The sequence below is a fragment of the Streptomyces sp. NPDC001858 genome (assembly GCF_053594615.1).
The window spans coordinates 1-17,134 of the sequence record NZ_JBSFEV010000008.1; the positions used below are offsets into that span (position 1 = coordinate 1).

Here is a 17,134-nt window from a genome sequence, read left to right on the forward strand (position 1 = left end):
GTAGACGCCGTTCGGTACAGGTGCCAAGGCCGACTCCACTTCTGACGTGCGGTGCCCGCGCGGGGTGCCGCCGATCTTTTTCTTGGGCCGACAAAGCCCTTCCCCGCCAACACGCGACAAGGGCCGGTAAAGCCCTGTGTCACCCTTCAGGACTACAGCAGATTCGCCCCGGCGTTCGATCAAGCCATTGCAGGTGTCCTCTGGTGCCTTCCGTGGCATGCCCGGTGGCAGTCACTCTGCCGATCCCATGGCATGACAGGCAGCGCGCCGATCCGGTGACAACCACTGCGCCTCTCTGACGCGAAAACGCAGGTCGACAGCTGCCGCTGATGACACCTACCCTGCGTCGGCACACCGGGGTGGCTGCGGGCATCGGGCTCCTTGGAACGGGGCGACAGGTCAGCGGCGGGTCCGGGCGCCGCCGGAGCGGGTGTGGGGACGGGCGGTGGTGGAGGGCTGGGTGCTTCGGCTGCTGTTGCGGGCCCAGGTGGCGGCTCGGGCGGCCGTGATCCGGGCCTGCTGCCACGCACTGAGCTCGGAGGGCTTGACGGACACCGACCAGGTACGGATCTGCGCACTCAGCGGCACGCGTCCGCGTGGACGCATCACCGGTTCGGGGCTGGCCAGTTCGGCCGAGAATGCCTGCACCAGGTGCATCGGCGTGTTCGGGGTGAAGTGGGCCGTCCAGCCGTTGCCCTGCTCGTCCTTCGCGCCGCTCCACCACATCACCTCGCCGTCGGGGCTCTGCCGGCAGTGCATCCACGCGGTCCCGTCGGGACTGCTCGCCCGGTAGTCCCGGCCCTCGAAACGCGTGCTCCAGTTCTGCTCCTCCAACGGGGCCCAGACGTCGGGGGCGTGGGCGGAGCGGGGACGGGTGAGGGCGTCGGTCAGACCGGCGACGATCTCCACCGGCGTCTGCCGGCCCAGGTGCGCCGACCACTCGCCGTTCAAGCCGTCCGCGTGGCTGTGGATGGTCCACCCGCCGGGAAGCAGGTAGGGGTCGTAGGCGACACGGACGGTGCGGTCCGGGCTCTCCATGAGCACAGGGCCGCCCGTCTTGGATTTGTCCCGCCATCCCGAGGCGCGCATGAACTGCGAGACGTGGCGGACGTCGCCGCCGCCGGCGAGGGCGCGAGGCTGGACGAGGTAGTGCTGCTCGGCCTGCTCGTCCGGCCCCCGGCCCTGCCGCTGGTGCTTGTTCACCGGTGCCGTCGGACCACGAGCGGTGCGGGTGCCGGCGGCCTCGCCGCGGCGGTGGAGGGCGCACCGACCTGGAGGAGGGCGTCTTTGTGTTCGGCCAGGTCGAGGGTGATGTCGCGCAGTTCGTTGGAGGCGCGGCCCAGTGCGAGCCACACCTGCGCGGGGAGGGCTCCTCGTTCGGCCTGGTCCTTGGCGAACAGGCTGCCGGTGGCGACGAGGTGGGTGATGCCGCCGAGGACCCCGGTGCCCGGGTCGAGGACGCGGGCGATGACCTGCGCGGCCTGCGGCGGGGGCAGCCGAGAGAGATCGTCGGTGAGCTGGCCGAGCCGGCGGGTGATGTCGCCGGCCAGTCTCACCGGGTCGGGGGCGGGGTGGGTCATGCTCCTCCGGGTCGGTGGGCGGTCAGTGGTGGTGACGGGGGCCGACGCGCTGCGTCTCGGCGAGGACGGCCTCCGGGCGGGCGCCGGCCAGTGGGGAGGCGCGGTCGGGGCCGGTCGGGATGCAGGCGCGCAGGTAACGGCGGAACAGGGCCGTGGCGAGTCGGGGCTTGAGCCGGTGGCTGATCGGTGGGGGTGTACGGGGTGCTACTGGTTCCTCCGGGAATCGAGCGGTGAGGTGGGTGGCCCCGGCGGGGTGCCGGGGCCACCGGGGAGGCCTACGGACTGCGACGGGCTCGCGCGGCGCTCGGCGGCGGAGCGGGGGCTGTCGGAGGAGCGGGGGCGGCGGGCTGGGGAGCGCGGGCGGCGTGGTCCCGGGCGTGGAGGATCTCGTGCGCGGCCCGGCTCATGGTGCCGGCGGTGTCCCCGAGCCGGGCGAGGGGCTCGGGTTGCCCGCCTGGGGCAGCGTCTTGGAGGCGACCGGCGGCGATCCAGGCCCGGACGACGACTTCCCTGGTGAGGGGCAGCAGCCCGGTAGCCGGGGCGGCGATCTCGGTCAGGACCTCGGCGATCTCACCGCTGCTCTGCGCGGCGGCGACCCGCCTGGCGAGACGGTTGAGGTAGCGCAGCGCCGCGTCGTGGTCGCCGTCCGGCGTGGCCAGCGTGTTCAGGGCGGGGTCGAGGTGGACGCTGTGACCGGCGGCGAGCAGGGCGTGCGAGGCGGTGGTCGCCTTGAGGCGCTGCTGCTCGACGGGCAGGCCGTGGGGGAGCCGGTGGTAGTCCCTGTGCGGTCCGGGAGCGGAGAGGAAGCCGCCGGTGCGCTGGAGGATGCCGGCAGCCTTCTCGGTGCCGCCGATGGCGACGACGAGGCCGGTGCGGGGGTCCTTGGTGATGGTGATGTACTCCAGCGCCCAGAAGTCGGGCTCCTTGACCGTCACCGGGTTCGGGCGGTCGGCGTGCGGGGGCCGGCCGGGACCGGCGGCATCGAGGCCGGGGTGGAGGTGGGTGCGGTCCGGCCTGTGGGGTGCTGGAGGGCGGTGCTGATGCCGAGCCTGTCCAGTTGCGGGCCGATCTCGCGCAGGGCGCGGGCCTGTGCCTGGGTGTCGTCGCCGTCGAGGCGGTAGACGCCGCTGTGCGGGTCCTGGACGAAGCCGTGGGCGATGAGGATCGCACCGGCACGTTCGTCGACGGAAGTGGTGGCGACGCTGCCGTCCGGCTGCCAGGTCAGGACGACCCGGTCCGGGCGGGAGGGCTGGACGGCGTCCAGGGCGTTGTGGCGGACCTGGGCGAGAGCGCTGTCGTATCGGGCGAGCAGGTCGCCGGCTATCTGTTCGGCGCTCAGGAACGGGTCGTCCGCCAGGGCGATGCCGTTGGGCTCGGGAACGGCGCGGTACGCCTCGTCGGGCAGGCCGCGGGGGGCGACGGCGGCGATGAGGAAGCCGTCGCGCTCGTCGTGCCGGTCCAGGACGACGAGCTGGGCGCCGTCCGGGCGGCTCAGGACGGCTGCCTGCTTGAGCGGGTGCTCGGCGAGGGAGGCAGCGACCAGGTCCAGGTCCCAGATGCGGTCGGCGAGTTCGGCGAGGTCGTCCTTGGCGTCGGCCGGCAGGTGGGAACTGGTCCAGGTGTCGGGGAGTTCGCCGGCGAGGACGTCGGCGTACGAGGCGAGGCGCTCGGAGGTGTCGTGGTCGTGCATGGTGTCCTTGGGCGAGGTGGGAGTCAGCGGCGCAGGCCGGCGGCCCTCGGGGGCGGCGGGGCAGGGAGCGTGGCGGGGGCGGGTACCTCTCCGGTGCGGGTCCTGCGGCCGGGGTGCGGGGCGTGCCGGTCGGCGAGCGTGTTGCGGGTGTGGGCGAGGCTGGTGCGGATGATGTGGAGGTGCTCGTCGGCGAGGTAGCGCAGCCGCCGGGCGGTGTAGGGGTCTGCCGGCTGGCCGAGCCCGTCGTGGAAGTCGGCGGTGGCGGTGAGGACTTCCTTCAGCGCGGCGAGGATGCCGTCGTGGGCGGCGGTCAGCTCGGTCAGCGCGTCGGCCGCCTCGTCCGTGGTGGTGGCCTCGCGGACCCGCTCGGCGAGGCGGGCGACAGAAGCGCCGAGCGGCGGGTGACTGGCCGGACGCGCTTCGGTGTCGAAGCCCTCGTCGCAGTCGACGTGGTATCCGACGGTCCGCAGGCGGGCGACGGCGTCGGTGGCGAGGCGGGACTCGTCATCCTCGGCCAGGCCGGCGGGGGCGCGGTGGTAGGTCTCGTGGAGGCGGACGACGGCGACGAGACCCGCGCGCTGCAGAATGCTGCGCGCTACGGAGTCGCCGCCGCGGGCGAGCAGTTCGCCGGAGTGCGGGTCGCGGCGGATGTCCACGAAGCGGTCAGTGCGGGGCAAGGAGACGTTTCTCCAACGGCGATCGGGTGGGCGGGGTGCCGGACCTGCGCGAGCCGCCCAGGTGGCGTCCGCGCAGACCCTTGGCCGATCCCCGCCCGTCGGCCTGGAGTTCCTGCCGATCGGCTGCCGGGCGGGCGTGCGCGAGGGCTGGGGTTCGGCCGGGACGGCGGACGGGAAGACTCACCGGCCGTCCCGGGCGTCGTTCACGTGCACGAGCTGGCCGAGGGCCGTGATCGTGTACCAGCCGCAGTCGATCTGCTCGTTGCGGGAGGCGTACTTCGGCAGGAGGTAGTCCTCCATGGCGCGCAGGTAGATCAGGCAGTCCGGGCACCGGCGCTTGAGGTGGACCATGTAGCGGGGGTGGGCGGTGAGGTAGGACTGCGGGCCGCCGGTCGCATCGCGCAGCCGCCATCCGTCCTCGTCGGTCGGGGTGTGCCACGAGGAGGCGACCACGCGCATGGCGTCTCCCCACAGTTCCCCGCCGGCCACGCCCTTGAGGACGACGACCTGGTCGTCGGCGCGGAAGTGCCGGTGGGTGATGTCCCGGGCGGGAGTGAGCGGATCGGGCGTCGGCGCGAAGGCCGGAGTCGGCGGAGGGGTCCAAGAGGGCGGGAGCATGCCAGTCCTTCCACGCGGTGCGGGGCGGCGGTGGGAGGAACAATGGTCCGCAGGATCGCCGGTTTGGCTAACCGGCGATCGTCGGCTATGTTGCCGCCTTCGTCAGCGGTACGGGTTCTCCGTCCCACGGTCGGACTCACCGGCGGCGTCCAGGAGTTCGACCAGGTCAGAGCCCTCAGCGTCCCTCTGATCGATCCACCACCCCGCCCTGGTGACCGTACGGGCCCTCTCCTCCAGCTCCGCCCATCCCGCCTCATCCCAGGCGCCTTCGACGACGAGGGCGGCGTGCGCGGCCGTCATCAGCTGGTGGCGGCAGCGCCCACCCCAGTCCAGCGCCCTCTCGGGTCCTTCCAGCACCGGCATGTCGAACCTCTCGGCCCACTCGGCCGCGGCCTGCTGCTCCTCGGCGCGCCGGGCCGCCAGCCACCGCTCCTTGGACTCGGTGTCCGCGCTGCGGGACACCTTCCAGCAGTCGGTGCAGTCCCGGCCGGCGAGCCAGCGGGCGAACCCCGCCCGCCGGTCGGCCGCGCGGTCGGACAGGTCATGAACGAACTCATGACCGCACGCGTGCTCGACATTCCATGTGGTGCGGACCCTCAGGGAATTCCGTTTGATGGGCGTTACGTTCGAGGTTGGGCTGCTGGTCTGGGGCTTCAAATCGAATGCCTTTCGTTGGCGGTTGGGGTGGTGGCCTGCGTCGTTGCGGAGGGTCGTGCGTCAGATGCACGATTCATGCGGCGGACGGAGGTGGTCTGGAGTGCTTGGCGGTGGTCTCGGGGACGCTTGCGCCTTCTGCGTCGTCTCAGCGTGTCCTGCGGATGGCGTCTGTGGCCGCCTTGGCGATGGCGACGGGAGCGCTGGAGGGCCGGGGCAGGTGCAGCACGGTGGTTCCCGGCAAGTGCTGGGACTTCGCGGTGAGGGTGAGCTGGAGTACGGCGCAGCCGGCGGTCGTGAGCTGCTTGACGCGGGTGACGGCTTGAGCGGTTTCGTCGCTGCCGTAGTGGGCGTCGGTGACGATCACGAGGAGGCGGCCGGCGCCGGGGCGGCTGAGTTCGAGGCCGTGGTCGAGCGCGTCGATGGCGTCGCCGAGGTTGTGGTGGCCGCCGTTGGCATCGAACGTCGTCACGCGCTCTGGTGCTCGGTGGGTGGGCCGGATCAGCGCGGTCAGGTGCCTGTCATAGGCGATGGTGGCGGTAAGGGAGTCGGGGTCGGTCAGGGCTGCTGCGCGTGCCACGATCCAGGCAGCGGACGCGACGGGCGCGCAGGCGGCACGCATGGAGCCGGAGACATCGACGGCGATACCCACACGCAGCGGTGGGGTGGGAGAGTTCCGGCGGCGGGTGTGGGTGAACGGTTGCGCGGTGGGGACCGACCCGGCCGCGCGCTGAGCGTCGCGGGCGAGGGCCGCGCGCATGTTGAGGCGGCCGGGCGGGGTGGGGCTGGTGGTCCGCTCCTCGGTCCGCTCGCGGTAGGCGGCGGCGCGCAGGGCGCGGCTCAGGCGCGCGGCGGCACTCTGCTCGGCGGCGGTGGGCCTGCGGGTGCCGGTGACCGGGTTGCCGTAGGGCGCAGGTGTGCCGTCGGGAGCGACGGTGGTGCCACGGGCGTTGAAGACCGACTTGGCGGTGGCGGCGGCTTTGCGTCGCCGGCCGGCCCGCTGGGCGCGGTCCTGTGCCTGCGCCTTGGACTGCGCGGCCACGGCGGTGGCCGCTGCGGCCTGTGCCGCGAGGTCGGCGGCGTCGGTGGCTGCCGTGCTGTCCATGACGACCCCCACGGCGCCGGACAGCAGATCGGTGAGGTTCTTAGGCACGGGCAGAGCGGGGGCAGCGGCGTCCAGAGCGTCGCACCACTTTTGAGCGTGCGCGAGCATGGTCGTGGCGTCGTGGTCGGCGCACTGATGGGCTGCGGTCCAGATGCGGGTGAGGGTGGCCAGCAGGTCTGCGCCCAGCACCTTTTCGCACAGATCGGCGACGGCCCGGGTCTCGCCGGCATCCAGGATGCCGACGTCACGGCGGCCGAGGATCAGGGCCGCCACGCCGGCGGCGTGGTCGATGCCCTGGAGGGTGGGGTGGGCGATGTCGGGCATGACCAGGGTTCGGGCACTGGTGCGCAGGTACGTGCGGTCCGTGGGCCGCGTGATCAGGTGTGCGCCTTCGACACGGCTCTCCTCCAGCAGGAGCGCGGCCTCGACGACACGGGGGTCCGCTCCGGCAGGCTGTGTCCAGACGGAGTGGGCCGCGTGCGCGGCCTCGTGGACGAACACTCCCCAGGCGGCGGGATACCGGTCCTCATCTCCCACGATCCGCGGATTGATCTCGTGGGGCTGGAGGGGGGCGAACAGGCGGGCGTCGAACTCGACCTCGCCCAGAGTGGGGAAGAACGCGGCCGGTGCGCCGCTGCGCGTGCCGGGGCGGCAGGTGACGAGGAGGTCCTGGCGGCCGGAGAGGTCGACCAGCCGGTCGCCGAGTTCGGCTCCCACGCGCAGCCACGCGTGCGGGGAGGAACGGGGTTGCGCGGGCGGGGCGCCGTCGTCGTCCCAGCGCGCGAGGTCGGCGTCGTCGTCCGGCGTGGTGGCGGGGGACTGGACGTGGTGGTGGGCGCTCATCGCGAGCGGCCCCGGTGCGCGGCCCCGGTGCTGCCCGGGGGCTGGCGGACGGCCGGGGCGGGGAGCTGCTTGCCGAGGGTGAGGGGAGCGACCTCCTTGACGCCGGCAGCCTTGATGACGGCGGCGGCGACGGCGTCGCGATCCTCCAGAGGAGCGATGCCGACGAGGTTCGCGAGCGCGGCTTTGGTGCCGAGGACGGCCTCGGTCTTCTGGTAGCTGAGCAGTTCCCGCAGTTGGGGGGCCCAGCCCAGCTCGCCGAGTTCGACCTGGCGGGAGAGGTGTCGGGCGACCCGGACCACCCGGGCATCGATCCTCAAGGCCAGGGCGAGGTCATAGTCCGTGCCGATCTGGATCTGCACGCTGAACCGGCTCGCGAGCGCCTCCGTCAACACCGCGCCGTGAACGCCGGGATTGTGGCCCGCCACCACGTAGAAGCCCGGCTCCGCCTTGATGGTCTCGCCCTTGTGGGCCTTGACCTGGATCTGCCTGCGCCCGTCCATCGCGGGATACAGCGCCGCCAGGACCTTCGGTGAGATCAAGGTGGCATCGTCGATCAGCAGGGCGCGGCCCTCGGTCATCGCGGTGACCAGCGGACCGTACTGGAAGACGTAGGCTCCCGCGTCGCCCTGCGTGTACTCGCCGATCAAGTCGCCGACCGTGGTGTCGCCGTCACCGGCGACGGTGAGCAGGTCCGGGAACGCCGCCTCGACCAGACTCGTCTTGCCGGTGCCCGGAGGGCCGTAGAGCAGCACCGGCACGTCGGCGTCGCGCAGCCGGTTCAACGCCTCGACGTCGGGCAGATCGGCCAGCTCCCGGGGGTGGTAGACCTGGCCCCCCGCGCGGCGGATCGGGCCGGTCTGCTTCGGCGTGGCTGCGGCGGGAATGGTCGTGCGGGCCGTGGCCGCCTGGGCGCGGGGAGAGTGGGTGCCCGGTGGGCTGATCACAGCGGTCTGCGCGGCTACGGCGGTTTTCGCGTTCGCGCGGAACTCCGGTTGTCCGGTTCCGCCTTGGTCGGCCTCGCCGCGTCGCACCAGGGTGAGGGCGGCGTTGCGGACGGCGCCGTGGGAGTGGCCCAGCTGCCTGGCCATGTCCCCGATGGTGAGCGTGTCCGCCGGCCGGTCGGCCAGCAGTCGGGCCACCTTGGCCCGTAGTTCGCCGCCCTTGGTGCGCGCAGGACTGGTAGGCGTTCCGGGTGTGGTCAAAACGAGGCCCCTTCAACAGGTGCGGGTACGGGCGGAGTTGGCGATGCGCTGGAGAGGCCGGCCGCTCTCGGAGCGGATCACGGACTGTGCCGACATCGGCGACCGGGCCAACCGGGGCGTACCGTCGGCGCTCACCGGCCGACCGAGGGCTCGGTCCAGGTGCAGGGGATGGCCGGCGACGAGCAGCTCGCTGGCTGCCGAGCAGGCCCGTGCGTCCGCTCCGTACCGGGTTCCGTCGCTCGGCAGGCGCAGCCTGGCGTCTCTTCGAAGCCGGCCTGGAGCAGGATCCGCCGGGCGGCGGCGTTGTAGCCGGTGGTGGTGATCTCGCCGGTGATGGTGTGCCGGATCGTCATGAACGGCTCTGCTGGTGCTTCGGGCAAGGCGGATCTCCTATCGGTGGTGGCGGGAAAGCGGTGGGGTGTTGGGCGAAGGCGAGGCGGGCCCGGAACTTCCAGCACATCAACGGTGCGTGGCTGGACCACGAACGATGGGCAATGACTGCCGACATGCTCCAGGGCGGGCCTCACCGCCCCGCAGCTACCTGACTCGCCTTTCCGCACGTTCTGATAGCCGGGTGTACCAACAACTGCCATGTAACGGGTTTCCTCAGGTAGATGAAGGGGCGGGGTGGCGGCGCTAGCGGCGGCGCGCAGGTGTCCGGCCGCGGGCGGGAGACGCTGGAGGCCTGGTGTCCAGGGCCGGGCGCGGGAGGATTCGTGACCTGGGGGTGCGATGGGGCGGCAGGACGGCGACGCTCGCGCCGAGGTCCTCGGCCGCCTCGTGAACCTCGCAGGTGAGGAAGCCGGCCTGGCGGCCGAGGACGGCGAGGCGTGCGGCCACCTGCCGGCCACGCACGGTGTCCGGGGCCTACGCGAACTGGCCCGCGGCCTCCAGCAGTTCCTGCAGGCGCACCAGCGGGCCCGCGTTGAAGCCGTGCTGGGCGGCGGTGAGCAGGACTTCGGCGACTTCGCCTGCCGCTTGGGCCTCGCTGACGTCCCGGATCAGTTCCTGCAGCGACACCTCGGGCGCGGGCTCCGGGCGGTTGAACCGGGAGACGTCCGGCCGCAGCACGCCGGGCGGGACCGCGCACGGCAATTCCCGCCCGGCGACGTGTTCGCCGGCGTAGTGCCCGATCACCTGCCAGCCCGGCGCGTCCGGATCGCCGGACAGGGCGATCACGGTCGAGGAGTCGTCCTCGATCAGGTGCGCGAGCGTGATGAGCCGGCCGTCGACGGCGTACCACGACTCGATCAGATCCAGCTCGCCCCGCCGCTGCGCAGCATGGGCCATGTCGGTCCACAGCCGCTGCTCCTCGTCGGTCAGCGGGATCTCGGGCCGCTGGACCTGGTCGGCGAGTTCGGTGGCGAGGTAGCTGTGCTCCACCCAGAAAGCCAGGTACGGCCACACGGCCGTGTGCTGTGCGCGTTCGGCGGCGGAGCCGGGTGTCGCGGGCCGGTCGAGGACGTTTGCGATCTGCGTGTGGGAGGCGGCGAGGTCGTCGAGCATGGTCCGCCATGCGGCGGTGTGCCGGGCGGGAGGGAGATCGCCGAGGGCGCGGCAGGCAGCGGCGAGCAGTTCGCCTGCGTGCGGGACGAGGCAGGTGGCGTATGTCTTAAGAGCTGCCTGGTCGCGGCGTGCGCGGGCGGCGGCTGCGGCGTGGTGGACGGTCCGCCCGTAGCGGTCACGAGCACTGTCGAGTGCGGTCTCGGCCTCACGGCCGACGTCGATCATGCGCATCCTGAAGTCGCGGGCCTTCCAGGCGAGTTCGCGCACGGCGGGGGTGGGCGTGTCGGGGATCGGTAGCTCCAAGGGATTGCCTTCAGTGACGCGTCCGGCGTCCGGCCGGCGGGGCCTGCGCGGTCATCGCCGGCCGACGCTTTGCCCCGGCCGGGGCGGCCTGACCGGGATGGACGACACGGAGGCCGGGGTCGAGGCGCACCGGGTAGCGGGCGGCCGTCAGCATCTCGGCGGCCCAGCTCGCGTGCTCGTTCTCCCAGGCCCGCCCGAGGTCCAACGGAAGGCGGATCCAGTGACCGCGCAGCGACGGCTCGAACAGGAAGCCCGCCCGCCGCAGGACCTCTGCGGCAAAGGCGTCGTACGGCCCTTCGACTTCGACCTCGCCACCCTCCCCGCGGCTGATGCGGATCGGCTCGGTCATGGTCACCGGCCGCGCCCCTGCATGGCGACCGCGGCCGTGACCCCGACGGCGGGCGGCACCGGGGCGGAAGGGGCAGTCGCCAGGGCGCTGATGCGGAAGGGGCGTACGGAGGCGGCTTGCGCGATGCGCGAGCGCCGTTCGGCCTGGCTGCTTCTGGTCATCGCCCGGAAGGGTGCAGCTGCGCGGGCCGGATCGAGCGCGTTGTCGGTCTGCACCTGGTAGCCGAGGCTGCGCAGATCGTGGACGGCCTGCTGGGTGCGGCGCAGCCCGTCGCGGTCCGGCTCGGTGAGCCGGAACAGGCCCGGCGAGAAGGGGACGGGCTCGAACTGCTCGCGGACGAGGAGCCATTCGGCCAGGTGAGGGGTGAAGCTCGCGACGGCGGTGGCGACGAAGCCGTACTCGGGATGGGCTCGGAAGCGGAAGTGTTCGGACAGAAGAGGATCCTTTCTGCAGGTCAGCGACGAGGAGCCGGTGGGTGGGAGGGGCGTGCTGCGGCGGACTGGGCGGGGGTAATGGGCCTGCCGACGGGCGGCCGGGCGGGGCCGCTGGGCTCGGCCGAGCGGGCGATGCGCACGAACGCGTCGCGCTGGGCGAGCCACTTCTCGATGGCCGGCACGGCCTCAAGCCCGAGCCGGATGCGTACCTCGGCCGGCGGCAGCAGACGGGCGGACGGCTGGGCGGACGCGGGGTTCCGGCTGTGGCGCCAGGCGTCGAGTGCCGCCTGAGTGGAGGCGAGAGCCTCGCTCAACTGGACCATGACGTCGGCGTCCGCACCACGGCCGGTGCCCGCGGCACCGCACTGGTGCAGCAGGCCGGGCGCGTGGGTGAGGACGGGCCGGAAGGCGCGCCAGGCGCGCTCGGCGAAGACCCTGTCCGCCTCCCTCAGTCCGTGGCCGTGGAGGAGGGTGCCGTCGCTGGAGCGGCCGGATGCCCGGATCGCTGTCACGGCGTTGTAGTCGGCGCGCAGTTCGTCCAGTGCGGTGATCACGGCGTCCAGACGCCGTGCGTGCAGGGCCCGGTGGTAAGCGGGCAGGAACGTGCCCGTGATGGCCTCGGCCGCCGGGTCCGGCCGGGAGGGGAGCACCATGCTGGGCGGCGCGTAGGGGTTGTTGTAGCTGTCGTCGAACTCCTGGGGGGAGGTGAGCGCCCCGACCAGATAGCCGCGCTGCGGATTCTCGTCCCGTTCAGCGAGCAGCAGTTCGACGCCGGCGTCGCTGGTGAGCGTCGCCGCGTAGGGCACCCGCTGGTCCTCCACCGCCCGGACGAGTTCACCGCGATCCCACAGCCAGGGCAGCAGATCGCCCTGCCAGAGGGGATGGGCGTAGATCGCGACCTGCGCGCTCCACGTCCCGGGCAGCCGCGCGGCGATCCGGTCGGCGGTGTCGCCGAGGAACGGACGCGGGCTGACGTCCACGGTGGCGTGATGGCGGACGGCGAGGGGCAGCAGCTTCGCGGCGGCAGCGCGCACGTCGGGGCCGGGCACGCTGTAGCTTCCGTCGTCCCGCCTGGTGAATCCGGCCTGTTCCAGGGCGGTTTGGGCCCACCGGTACTGCTCGCCGTGGGCGATGGCGACCAGAGCGGCGGCACGGCTGTAGGCGAGCCGGATCTCGGCACGAGGGTTCGGGGGCACTCGGGGGTCCTTCGGCAGGCTCAGTGGCGGGTCGGCTGCCGTGGCTGCGGGGCGGCAGCCGGCTGGGTCTGCAGCACGGTCGTCCGTGGCGTAGGCGACCCGGCCGGTGTGGAGGGCGTACGCAGGCCGGCGGCGGTGTGGCGCAGGCGGGCGCGGGCCGCGACGTACTTCTCGGCCGTCATGATCCGCAGGACTTCGGGGTCGTTGCGCAGAGGCGAGTGGGCGAGGTCCGGCAGTGCCTTGCGCTGGAAGCCGGTCGTGGCACATGTGAGGGCCTCGGCGAGTGTGTCCAGAGCTCGTGCGATACCGGCGGCGGCTCTGGTGAGCCGGACCAGGGTGACGCGTTCGGGCGGATAGACCGTCTCCGGCGCGGTGAACCGTTCCTGCGCGCGTTCGATGGTCTGCTGCAGATGGTGGCCCAGCGTGCCGATGTCGTCGGTCAGCGTGAGCAGGTCGACAGCGTCCGGGCTGGTGGGGAACTGGGCTGCCAGCTCGTCCAGACGCTGGGCCAGGTCATCGAGCGTGGCCCTGGTGACGGAGGAGGACATCAGACCGCTCCGACGGCATCGCTCGACTTCCGGGCGCAGAAGGCGTTGCGCGTGGTCCGAGCGGTGGGATGGTTGTCGGCGCTCCGGGAAGAGATGCGGGCCGTGGCGGTCAGTGTGACGGGCACAGCGGCGGCGGGCAGGAGGGGGGTACGGCGGGCTGGGGTGTGCGGGGGGATGACGGTGCTCCGGGGTATGCGGGCGGTTCAGCGGTGACGGGATGCGGCGGAGGAGGCTGCGGGCGGTCGCGGCACGGTCACGGCGGCTCGCGCCTGGGTGTCCGCGGATGCGCGCAGTTGCTTCGCGGTGTGGGCGAGGTGTGCACGGGCGTCGCCGAGGCGGTCCACGAGCTGCTGGTGTGCGGCGGCGGTCGACCGGGCGCGGGCGGGAGTGGAGGGCTCGTCGGTCAGGTGGGCGTGCAGGCCGAGCTGGTGGACGGCGGCGCCCAGGGCGGCGAGAGCGGCGCCGGCGGGCTCAGCGGCGCTCGCCAGCGCGAGGGTGGTACGGCGGTCGGTGGCTGTGTGCCGGTGGGGGTAGCGGGCGGCCCGGTGGCGGAAGGCGCTCTCCCCGGCCAGGTAGCCCAGCAGGCGGGCCAGGTGGCGGATTTCGTCGTCCAGGATCTCGCTCAGCGCTGGACCGGGGTGGATCTGGTCGGGGAGCGGGAGGTGGTCGGCAACGGCGTTGAGCCGGTCGGCCACGTCGTGCAGCAGCATCCGCTGGTCGAGATCTGACACCACAGGCAACTCCAGAAGGTGCGGGGGTGCCTAGCGTCGTGCTGAGGACGGCGTGCCCGTAGTCGGCTGCGCGCCGGGCGCTGCAGCCGGTGGGCGGGTCGGTGGGCCCGCGGAGGCGGGGGTGGCGTGGCGGAAGTTGACGCCGATGCCCTGGGCGGTGAGCAGCCGGACGGCGCTCTGGATGAGCAGGGCGCGGACGGTGGTGCTGTAGGAGGCGGGCAGCACGAACGCCGACTCGTGCGGGCTGTACTGGAAACGGCAGCTGTACAGCACCGTGCGGGCGTCTTCGGGCACCGACTTGTACGGTGCGCCCACGACCCCGTCGGGGTACCAGATCAGCGTGAGGGCCTGGGCGACCTCCGGTGCGGGACGCCGGTGCGGGGGCTCGGGCTGGATGCGGGCGTGGTGGCGGACCTCGTCCAGGGCGTGGCGGTAGCGGGGCAGCACCCGGCGGGTGACCGCGGCGGCGGCCCGGACCGGATCGTCCGCGACGGCGATGCCGTTCGGCTCGTCCACCATGCGGAAGTGGTGTGGCTTGAAGCCCTCGGGCTCCAGCGGCGCGACCAAGTACTGCCGGGGATGGCGGGGCCGTTCGATAATGCACAACTGTGCTTCATCGGGTCCTTCGAGGAGCAGGACGGTGGCGTGGGGGAAGTCCAGGACGGCCGAATTGGCGGGACCGCAGTCCCACACACGGTCGGCGATCAACTGGTGGATTTCGGGGGGAGGGAAGCCTTCGTGCCTGCGGTGCCACTGCCCAGGCAGGTGCTGGGCGAGGGCGTTAGCGAAGGCGGGCAGGTCAGTGCGGGATGCGGGCATGGATTCCTGATGTGATGTCAGCGGGTGCGGCCGGAGGGGGAGCCGATGCCGCATGGCTGGGCGTGCTGCGGGCGGTGGCGTAGCAGTCGGCCACGCTTCCCGCTGGCTCCGGCGCTGCGGGACGGCGAGGGCGTGCAGGCGTACTGCGGCGACGTGCAGGTCTTCTCCGGACGGGCGCAGCGTGAGCGCGGCCGTGTGGAGGTGTGTGAGGGGCTGTCGAAGGGCTCGTCCGGGGCGAGTGCCCACAGGCAGCGGTCCGGCCCGTACCGCGCAACGGTCCGGCTCAGCCACGTGAACCACGCATCGGCCCCGGCCAGTAGCGGCCCTTGCCGTCGCTGCCGAACTTCGAGTTGTCACAGGCGTACAGGGCGCCGTCCGGGATGCGGCTGCCCTGGGCCGGCGTCGTCATGCAGCCCATCAGCCCGGCGCTCATCGCCGCCCGCACCTCAGGCCCCGAGGGAGTGCCGAGGTACAGCACGGCGCACCTTCCGCACGGTGAGGCGGGCCTTTGCGGGGTCGTGTGCTCGTTGCCGGCCGGGTCGGATGCCGCGGCCTACGGCCGGGCTGGTCACGATCCGGGGAGGAGGCCGCACTGATCGGTGTCGTCTTCGGCCCAGCCGAAGACCATGCGCTCCAGGTCGCCGAGGTAGACGACGTCGCCGTGGGCACGGAAGGCGTCGATGCGCTGGTCGACGTAGTCCTGCACCTCAAAGTCCGCCATGTCGACGCGGGCCCGGTTGCGTCTCGACAGCCGGCTCCACTCCAGCAGGTCGGAGTCGGTGGCGCGCTCCATCCATACCCAGACGCCGGTGCCCGGCTTCACGATGTCCTCAGGGTGGAAGAGGGGACCGTCTGCGGCGGGGGTTGCGGTGTTCACCGAACCCCGTGACGAGGCTCTGTGCGAGTTTGTCCAGCGCGGCGGCTCTGACGTGCGGGTCGAGGTCATCGTGGGAGAGCTGTTCGCGCACCGCATCGGTGAGGCGGCGCTTGTGGAAACGGCCGTCGGCGTCGGTCACCGCGACAGCGCTCTTCTCGACGATGTACCGCAGACGCACGTCGGCGGTGGTCGTCACGGCAGGTCACGCTCCTGCCAGACCTGGTTCATCTCGGCCAGCGCCGTCATGGCGTGCCCGATCGTCTCGCGGGTTATGGGCGTGCCGCTGGCGTACGCGGGGTCGTACCGGCTGAACGTCCGGGTACCGCGGGCCTGGGCGAGCGGCGGGACGAGTTCGTCCAGCAGCCGGGTGGCCACCCGCCGCTGTCGCTTGTCCTCCTCGACGCGCTGGGTGCGCTCCGCCCACGCGCCGGCCAGTGTCAGGTCGCCCTCGACGACCCGTTCTGCCAGGGCGGGGTCCTCCTCTCGCAGGCGGGCGAGCTGGGCCTCGGCGGAGTTGGCCTTGGCCTTGTTCTCCTGGGCGACCGCGTACGCCTCGTTGAGTCCCATGGCGCCGCTGATGACCGGGTCCACGAGGTCGGGCGCGTGCTGCAGGACGGTGCTCGCGCGCCCCATGACGGCCACGGCGACTCCGAGCTTTTCCCCGAGGGAACGCGCTGTTTGTTTCTCGGAGGAACGGCCTTCTTTTTCCTTGAGGGAACGGGCCTTGACGGTGATCATCGCGGCCTGCCCCTTGGTCAGGCTGCGGCGCCGGAGGTTGACGGACAGGACATAGCCATCCGGGTCGTCGCCCTCGTAGGTGATGAAGGCCGGCTCGGCGCCGGCGCGCTTGCACGCGGCGAGCCGGCCACGTCCGTCGAGGATGCGTCCTTGACGGTCGATGACGATGGGCTGCAGCAGCCCGTTCTCCTCGATGTCCTGGGCGAGGACGGCCAGGTCTTCCTCGTCGAGCAGGGGGAGGAGCAAAGCGGTCGGGTGGGATTCGATGAAGGTCTCCTGGAGGCAAGTGGAAGGGGCGATGCGGCTGGTGAGCCCTGGCGGAATGGCCAGGGAACGGTTTGCTGTGCCGAAGGTTCTTCGCATCGGCGAGTGGGTGGGCCGCCACGCCGGACGGGACGCGTGGTCAGCGGGAGCGTCGTGGGGCGGGGGAAGGCGACGTGCAGGGCGGTGCCGTCGGGCAGGGCTGCGGGGTCGCTGAACTTGCCCTGGGGGCCGGAGCATCCCAGGCGATTTCGTATTCCTCGTAGGAGTCGATGAAGCCGAGCTCTGTCTGCGCTTCCCGGTCGGCGAGTTGGGCCGTCAAGGCGTCGTGCTCGGCTTGGCACTGCCGGTAGTCAGCTCCGTCGGCGTCGCTGAAGTGGGTGGGGCGGTTCAGGGGACTCCTTGAACGGGCGGGGTCGGTCCGGGTCAGCGGTGGCGACCACACGGTCCGGGCGGTGACGGCACGGCCGTCTCGCAGGGGGAGGGCGCGGGGAGGAACTGGTGGAAGTCGAGGTGGTCGGTGAGTTCCCCGGCCGCGCTGCGGAGCGATTCCGATGTGCGCCGCAGGCAGGCGCGCGCTGAGGCGTGGTCGATGACCATGCGGTTCGCGAGGTAGTACGGGTCGGTAGGCCTGGAGGAGCGCGACGGACGCAGGGCGGTCTGCGCGGTCTCGGTGAAGTGCTGTGCTGCGTGGCTCGACGTGGTGGCCGCTGCCGCGAGGTGCGCGAGCACGTCCCGGCCGGCACGGTTCGCGCTGTGGGGGTTGCGAGCGAAGTCCGCGGCCATGCGTACGACGTCGCGGGAGAGGCCCTGTGCGTCGACGGCATGCTGGAGCAGCTCGGTGTACGAGGGCGCCGCCGGTACATGACCGTTCTCGTCGAGCAGTTGCCACTGCTCGACGGCGTCGAGCAGTTTGTCCTTCATCGCGTCGAGTGCGCCGATAAGGTGGAGGGTGTAGTCGCGCGGTATCAGTTCGCGCTCGATGCCGGGTTTCATGAGCCTC

The 17,134-nt window shown here is 72.3% G+C and carries 20 protein-coding genes and 1 pseudogene; all 21 read right to left on the reverse strand.

Going from position 1 to position 17,134, the window contains the following annotated elements; all coding sequences use genetic code 11:
• Positions 1-399: 399 nt before the first annotated feature.
• The 21 genes and pseudogenes from ACWCPF_RS13580 to ACWCPF_RS13680 all read right to left on the reverse strand — a co-directional run bounded on the left by ACWCPF_RS13580 (position 400) and on the right by ACWCPF_RS13680 (position 17,127).
• Positions 400-1,203 (reverse strand): DUF317 domain-containing protein, encoded by an 804-nt coding sequence (locus tag ACWCPF_RS13580; RefSeq protein ID WP_451045173.1) that lies wholly within the window; start codon positions 1,201-1,203, stop codon positions 400-402.
• Entirely contained in the window at positions 1,200-1,580 is a 381-nt protein-coding gene (locus ACWCPF_RS13585; RefSeq protein ID WP_451045174.1) for a hypothetical protein, read from the reverse strand. Before ACWCPF_RS13585 ends, ACWCPF_RS13580 begins: the two co-directional genes overlap by 4 nt.
• Positions 1,581-1,855: 275 nt before the next feature.
• On the reverse strand, positions 1,856-2,515 hold the full coding sequence (locus ACWCPF_RS13590; protein WP_451045175.1) for a hypothetical protein: 660 nt from the start codon (positions 2,513-2,515) through the stop codon (positions 1,856-1,858).
• On the reverse strand, positions 2,512-3,270 hold the full coding sequence (locus ACWCPF_RS13595; protein WP_451045176.1) for a hypothetical protein: 759 nt from the start codon (positions 3,268-3,270) through the stop codon (positions 2,512-2,514). Before ACWCPF_RS13595 ends, ACWCPF_RS13590 begins: the two co-directional genes overlap by 4 nt.
• Before the next feature lie 23 nt (positions 3,271-3,293).
• Entirely contained in the window at positions 3,294-3,947 is a 654-nt protein-coding gene (locus ACWCPF_RS13600) for a hypothetical protein (protein WP_451045177.1), read from the reverse strand.
• A 180-nt stretch (positions 3,948-4,127) separates the two neighbouring features.
• A complete protein-coding gene (locus ACWCPF_RS13605; protein WP_451045178.1) occupies positions 4,128-4,565 on the reverse strand; it encodes a hypothetical protein in 438 nt (145 codons plus the stop codon).
• A gap of 102 nt (positions 4,566-4,667) precedes the next feature.
• Complete coding sequence (locus ACWCPF_RS13610) at positions 4,668-5,165, reverse strand: hypothetical protein (RefSeq protein WP_451045441.1); 498 nt, start codon at positions 5,163-5,165, stop codon at positions 4,668-4,670.
• A gap of 202 nt (positions 5,166-5,367) precedes the next feature.
• On the reverse strand, positions 5,368-7,167 hold the full coding sequence (locus ACWCPF_RS13615) for a hypothetical protein (RefSeq protein ID WP_451045179.1): 1,800 nt from the start codon (positions 7,165-7,167) through the stop codon (positions 5,368-5,370).
• Entirely contained in the window at positions 7,164-8,306 is a 1,143-nt protein-coding gene (locus ACWCPF_RS13620; protein WP_451045442.1) for an AAA family ATPase, read from the reverse strand. Before ACWCPF_RS13620 ends, ACWCPF_RS13615 begins: the two co-directional genes overlap by 4 nt.
• Positions 8,307-8,500: 194 nt before the next feature.
• The gene (locus ACWCPF_RS13625; RefSeq protein WP_016572176.1) at positions 8,501-8,722 is read right to left on the reverse strand and encodes a hypothetical protein; all 222 of its coding nucleotides are present in this window, start codon (positions 8,720-8,722) and stop codon (positions 8,501-8,503) included.
• 514 nt (positions 8,723-9,236) lie between these two features.
• Entirely contained in the window at positions 9,237-10,178 is a 942-nt protein-coding gene (locus ACWCPF_RS13630; protein WP_451045180.1) for a hypothetical protein, read from the reverse strand.
• Between the two features lie 10 nt (positions 10,179-10,188).
• Positions 10,189-10,527, reverse strand: a complete 339-nt coding sequence (locus ACWCPF_RS13635) for a hypothetical protein (protein WP_451045443.1) — start codon at positions 10,525-10,527, stop codon at positions 10,189-10,191.
• A gap of 454 nt (positions 10,528-10,981) precedes the next feature.
• Complete coding sequence (locus tag ACWCPF_RS13640; RefSeq protein WP_451045181.1) at positions 10,982-12,157, reverse strand: hypothetical protein; 1,176 nt, start codon at positions 12,155-12,157, stop codon at positions 10,982-10,984.
• Between the two features lie 20 nt (positions 12,158-12,177).
• Positions 12,178-12,705 carry a hypothetical protein gene (locus ACWCPF_RS13645; protein WP_451045182.1) on the reverse strand — a complete coding sequence of 176 codons (528 nt, stop codon included), beginning with the start codon at positions 12,703-12,705 and terminating at the stop codon, positions 12,178-12,180.
• Between the two features lie 203 nt (positions 12,706-12,908).
• A complete protein-coding gene (locus ACWCPF_RS13650; protein ID WP_451045183.1) occupies positions 12,909-13,436 on the reverse strand; it encodes a hypothetical protein in 528 nt (175 codons plus the stop codon).
• 30 nt (positions 13,437-13,466) lie between these two features.
• Positions 13,467-14,255 carry a hypothetical protein gene (locus ACWCPF_RS13655; RefSeq protein WP_451045184.1) on the reverse strand — a complete coding sequence of 263 codons (789 nt, stop codon included), beginning with the start codon at positions 14,253-14,255 and terminating at the stop codon, positions 13,467-13,469.
• A gap of 212 nt (positions 14,256-14,467) precedes the next feature.
• Positions 14,468-14,688, reverse strand: a pseudogene (locus ACWCPF_RS13660) (hypothetical protein); the annotation flags it as partial.
• A 135-nt stretch (positions 14,689-14,823) separates the two neighbouring features.
• On the reverse strand, positions 14,824-15,078 hold the full coding sequence (locus ACWCPF_RS13665; RefSeq protein WP_451045185.1) for a hypothetical protein: 255 nt from the start codon (positions 15,076-15,078) through the stop codon (positions 14,824-14,826).
• Positions 15,079-15,085: 7 nt separating this feature from the next.
• Positions 15,086-15,328 (reverse strand): hypothetical protein, encoded by a 243-nt coding sequence (locus ACWCPF_RS13670; RefSeq protein ID WP_451045186.1) that lies wholly within the window; start codon positions 15,326-15,328, stop codon positions 15,086-15,088.
• Positions 15,325-16,116, reverse strand: coding sequence for a ParB/RepB/Spo0J family partition protein (locus ACWCPF_RS13675; RefSeq protein WP_451045187.1), 792 nt, complete (start codon positions 16,114-16,116; stop codon positions 15,325-15,327). Before ACWCPF_RS13675 ends, ACWCPF_RS13670 begins: the two co-directional genes overlap by 4 nt.
• A gap of 441 nt (positions 16,117-16,557) precedes the next feature.
• Positions 16,558-17,127, reverse strand: coding sequence for a hypothetical protein (locus tag ACWCPF_RS13680; RefSeq protein ID WP_451045188.1), 570 nt, complete (start codon positions 17,125-17,127; stop codon positions 16,558-16,560).
• Positions 17,128-17,134 lie beyond the last annotated feature (7 nt).

Bases quoted from the DNA above. Each gene is read 5' to 3' on its own strand.
- ACWCPF_RS13585 (WP_451045174.1), bottom strand. From the start codon at position 1,580: ATGACCCACCCCGCCCCCGACCCGGTGAGACTGGCCGGCGACATCACC.
- ACWCPF_RS13595 (WP_451045176.1), bottom strand. From the start codon at position 3,270: ATGCACGACCACGACACCTCCGAGCGCCTCGCCTCGTACGCCGACGTC.
- ACWCPF_RS13605 (WP_451045178.1), bottom strand. From the start codon at position 4,565: ATGCTCCCGCCCTCTTGGACCCCTCCGCCGACTCCGGCCTTCGCGCCG.
- ACWCPF_RS13615 (WP_451045179.1), bottom strand. From the start codon at position 7,167: ATGAGCGCCCACCACCACGTCCAGTCCCCCGCCACCACGCCGGACGAC.
- ACWCPF_RS13625 (WP_016572176.1), bottom strand. From the start codon at position 8,722: ATGACGATCCGGCACACCATCACCGGCGAGATCACCACCACCGGCTAC.
- ACWCPF_RS13635 (WP_451045443.1), bottom strand. From the start codon at position 10,527: ATGACCGAGCCGATCCGCATCAGCCGCGGGGAGGGTGGCGAGGTCGAA.
- ACWCPF_RS13645 (WP_451045182.1), bottom strand. From the start codon at position 12,705: ATGTCCTCCTCCGTCACCAGGGCCACGCTCGATGACCTGGCCCAGCGT.
- ACWCPF_RS13655 (WP_451045184.1), bottom strand. From the start codon at position 14,255: ATGCCCGCATCCCGCACTGACCTGCCCGCCTTCGCTAACGCCCTCGCC.
- ACWCPF_RS13680 (WP_451045188.1), bottom strand. From the start codon at position 17,127: ATGAAACCCGGCATCGAGCGCGAACTGATACCGCGCGACTACACCCTC.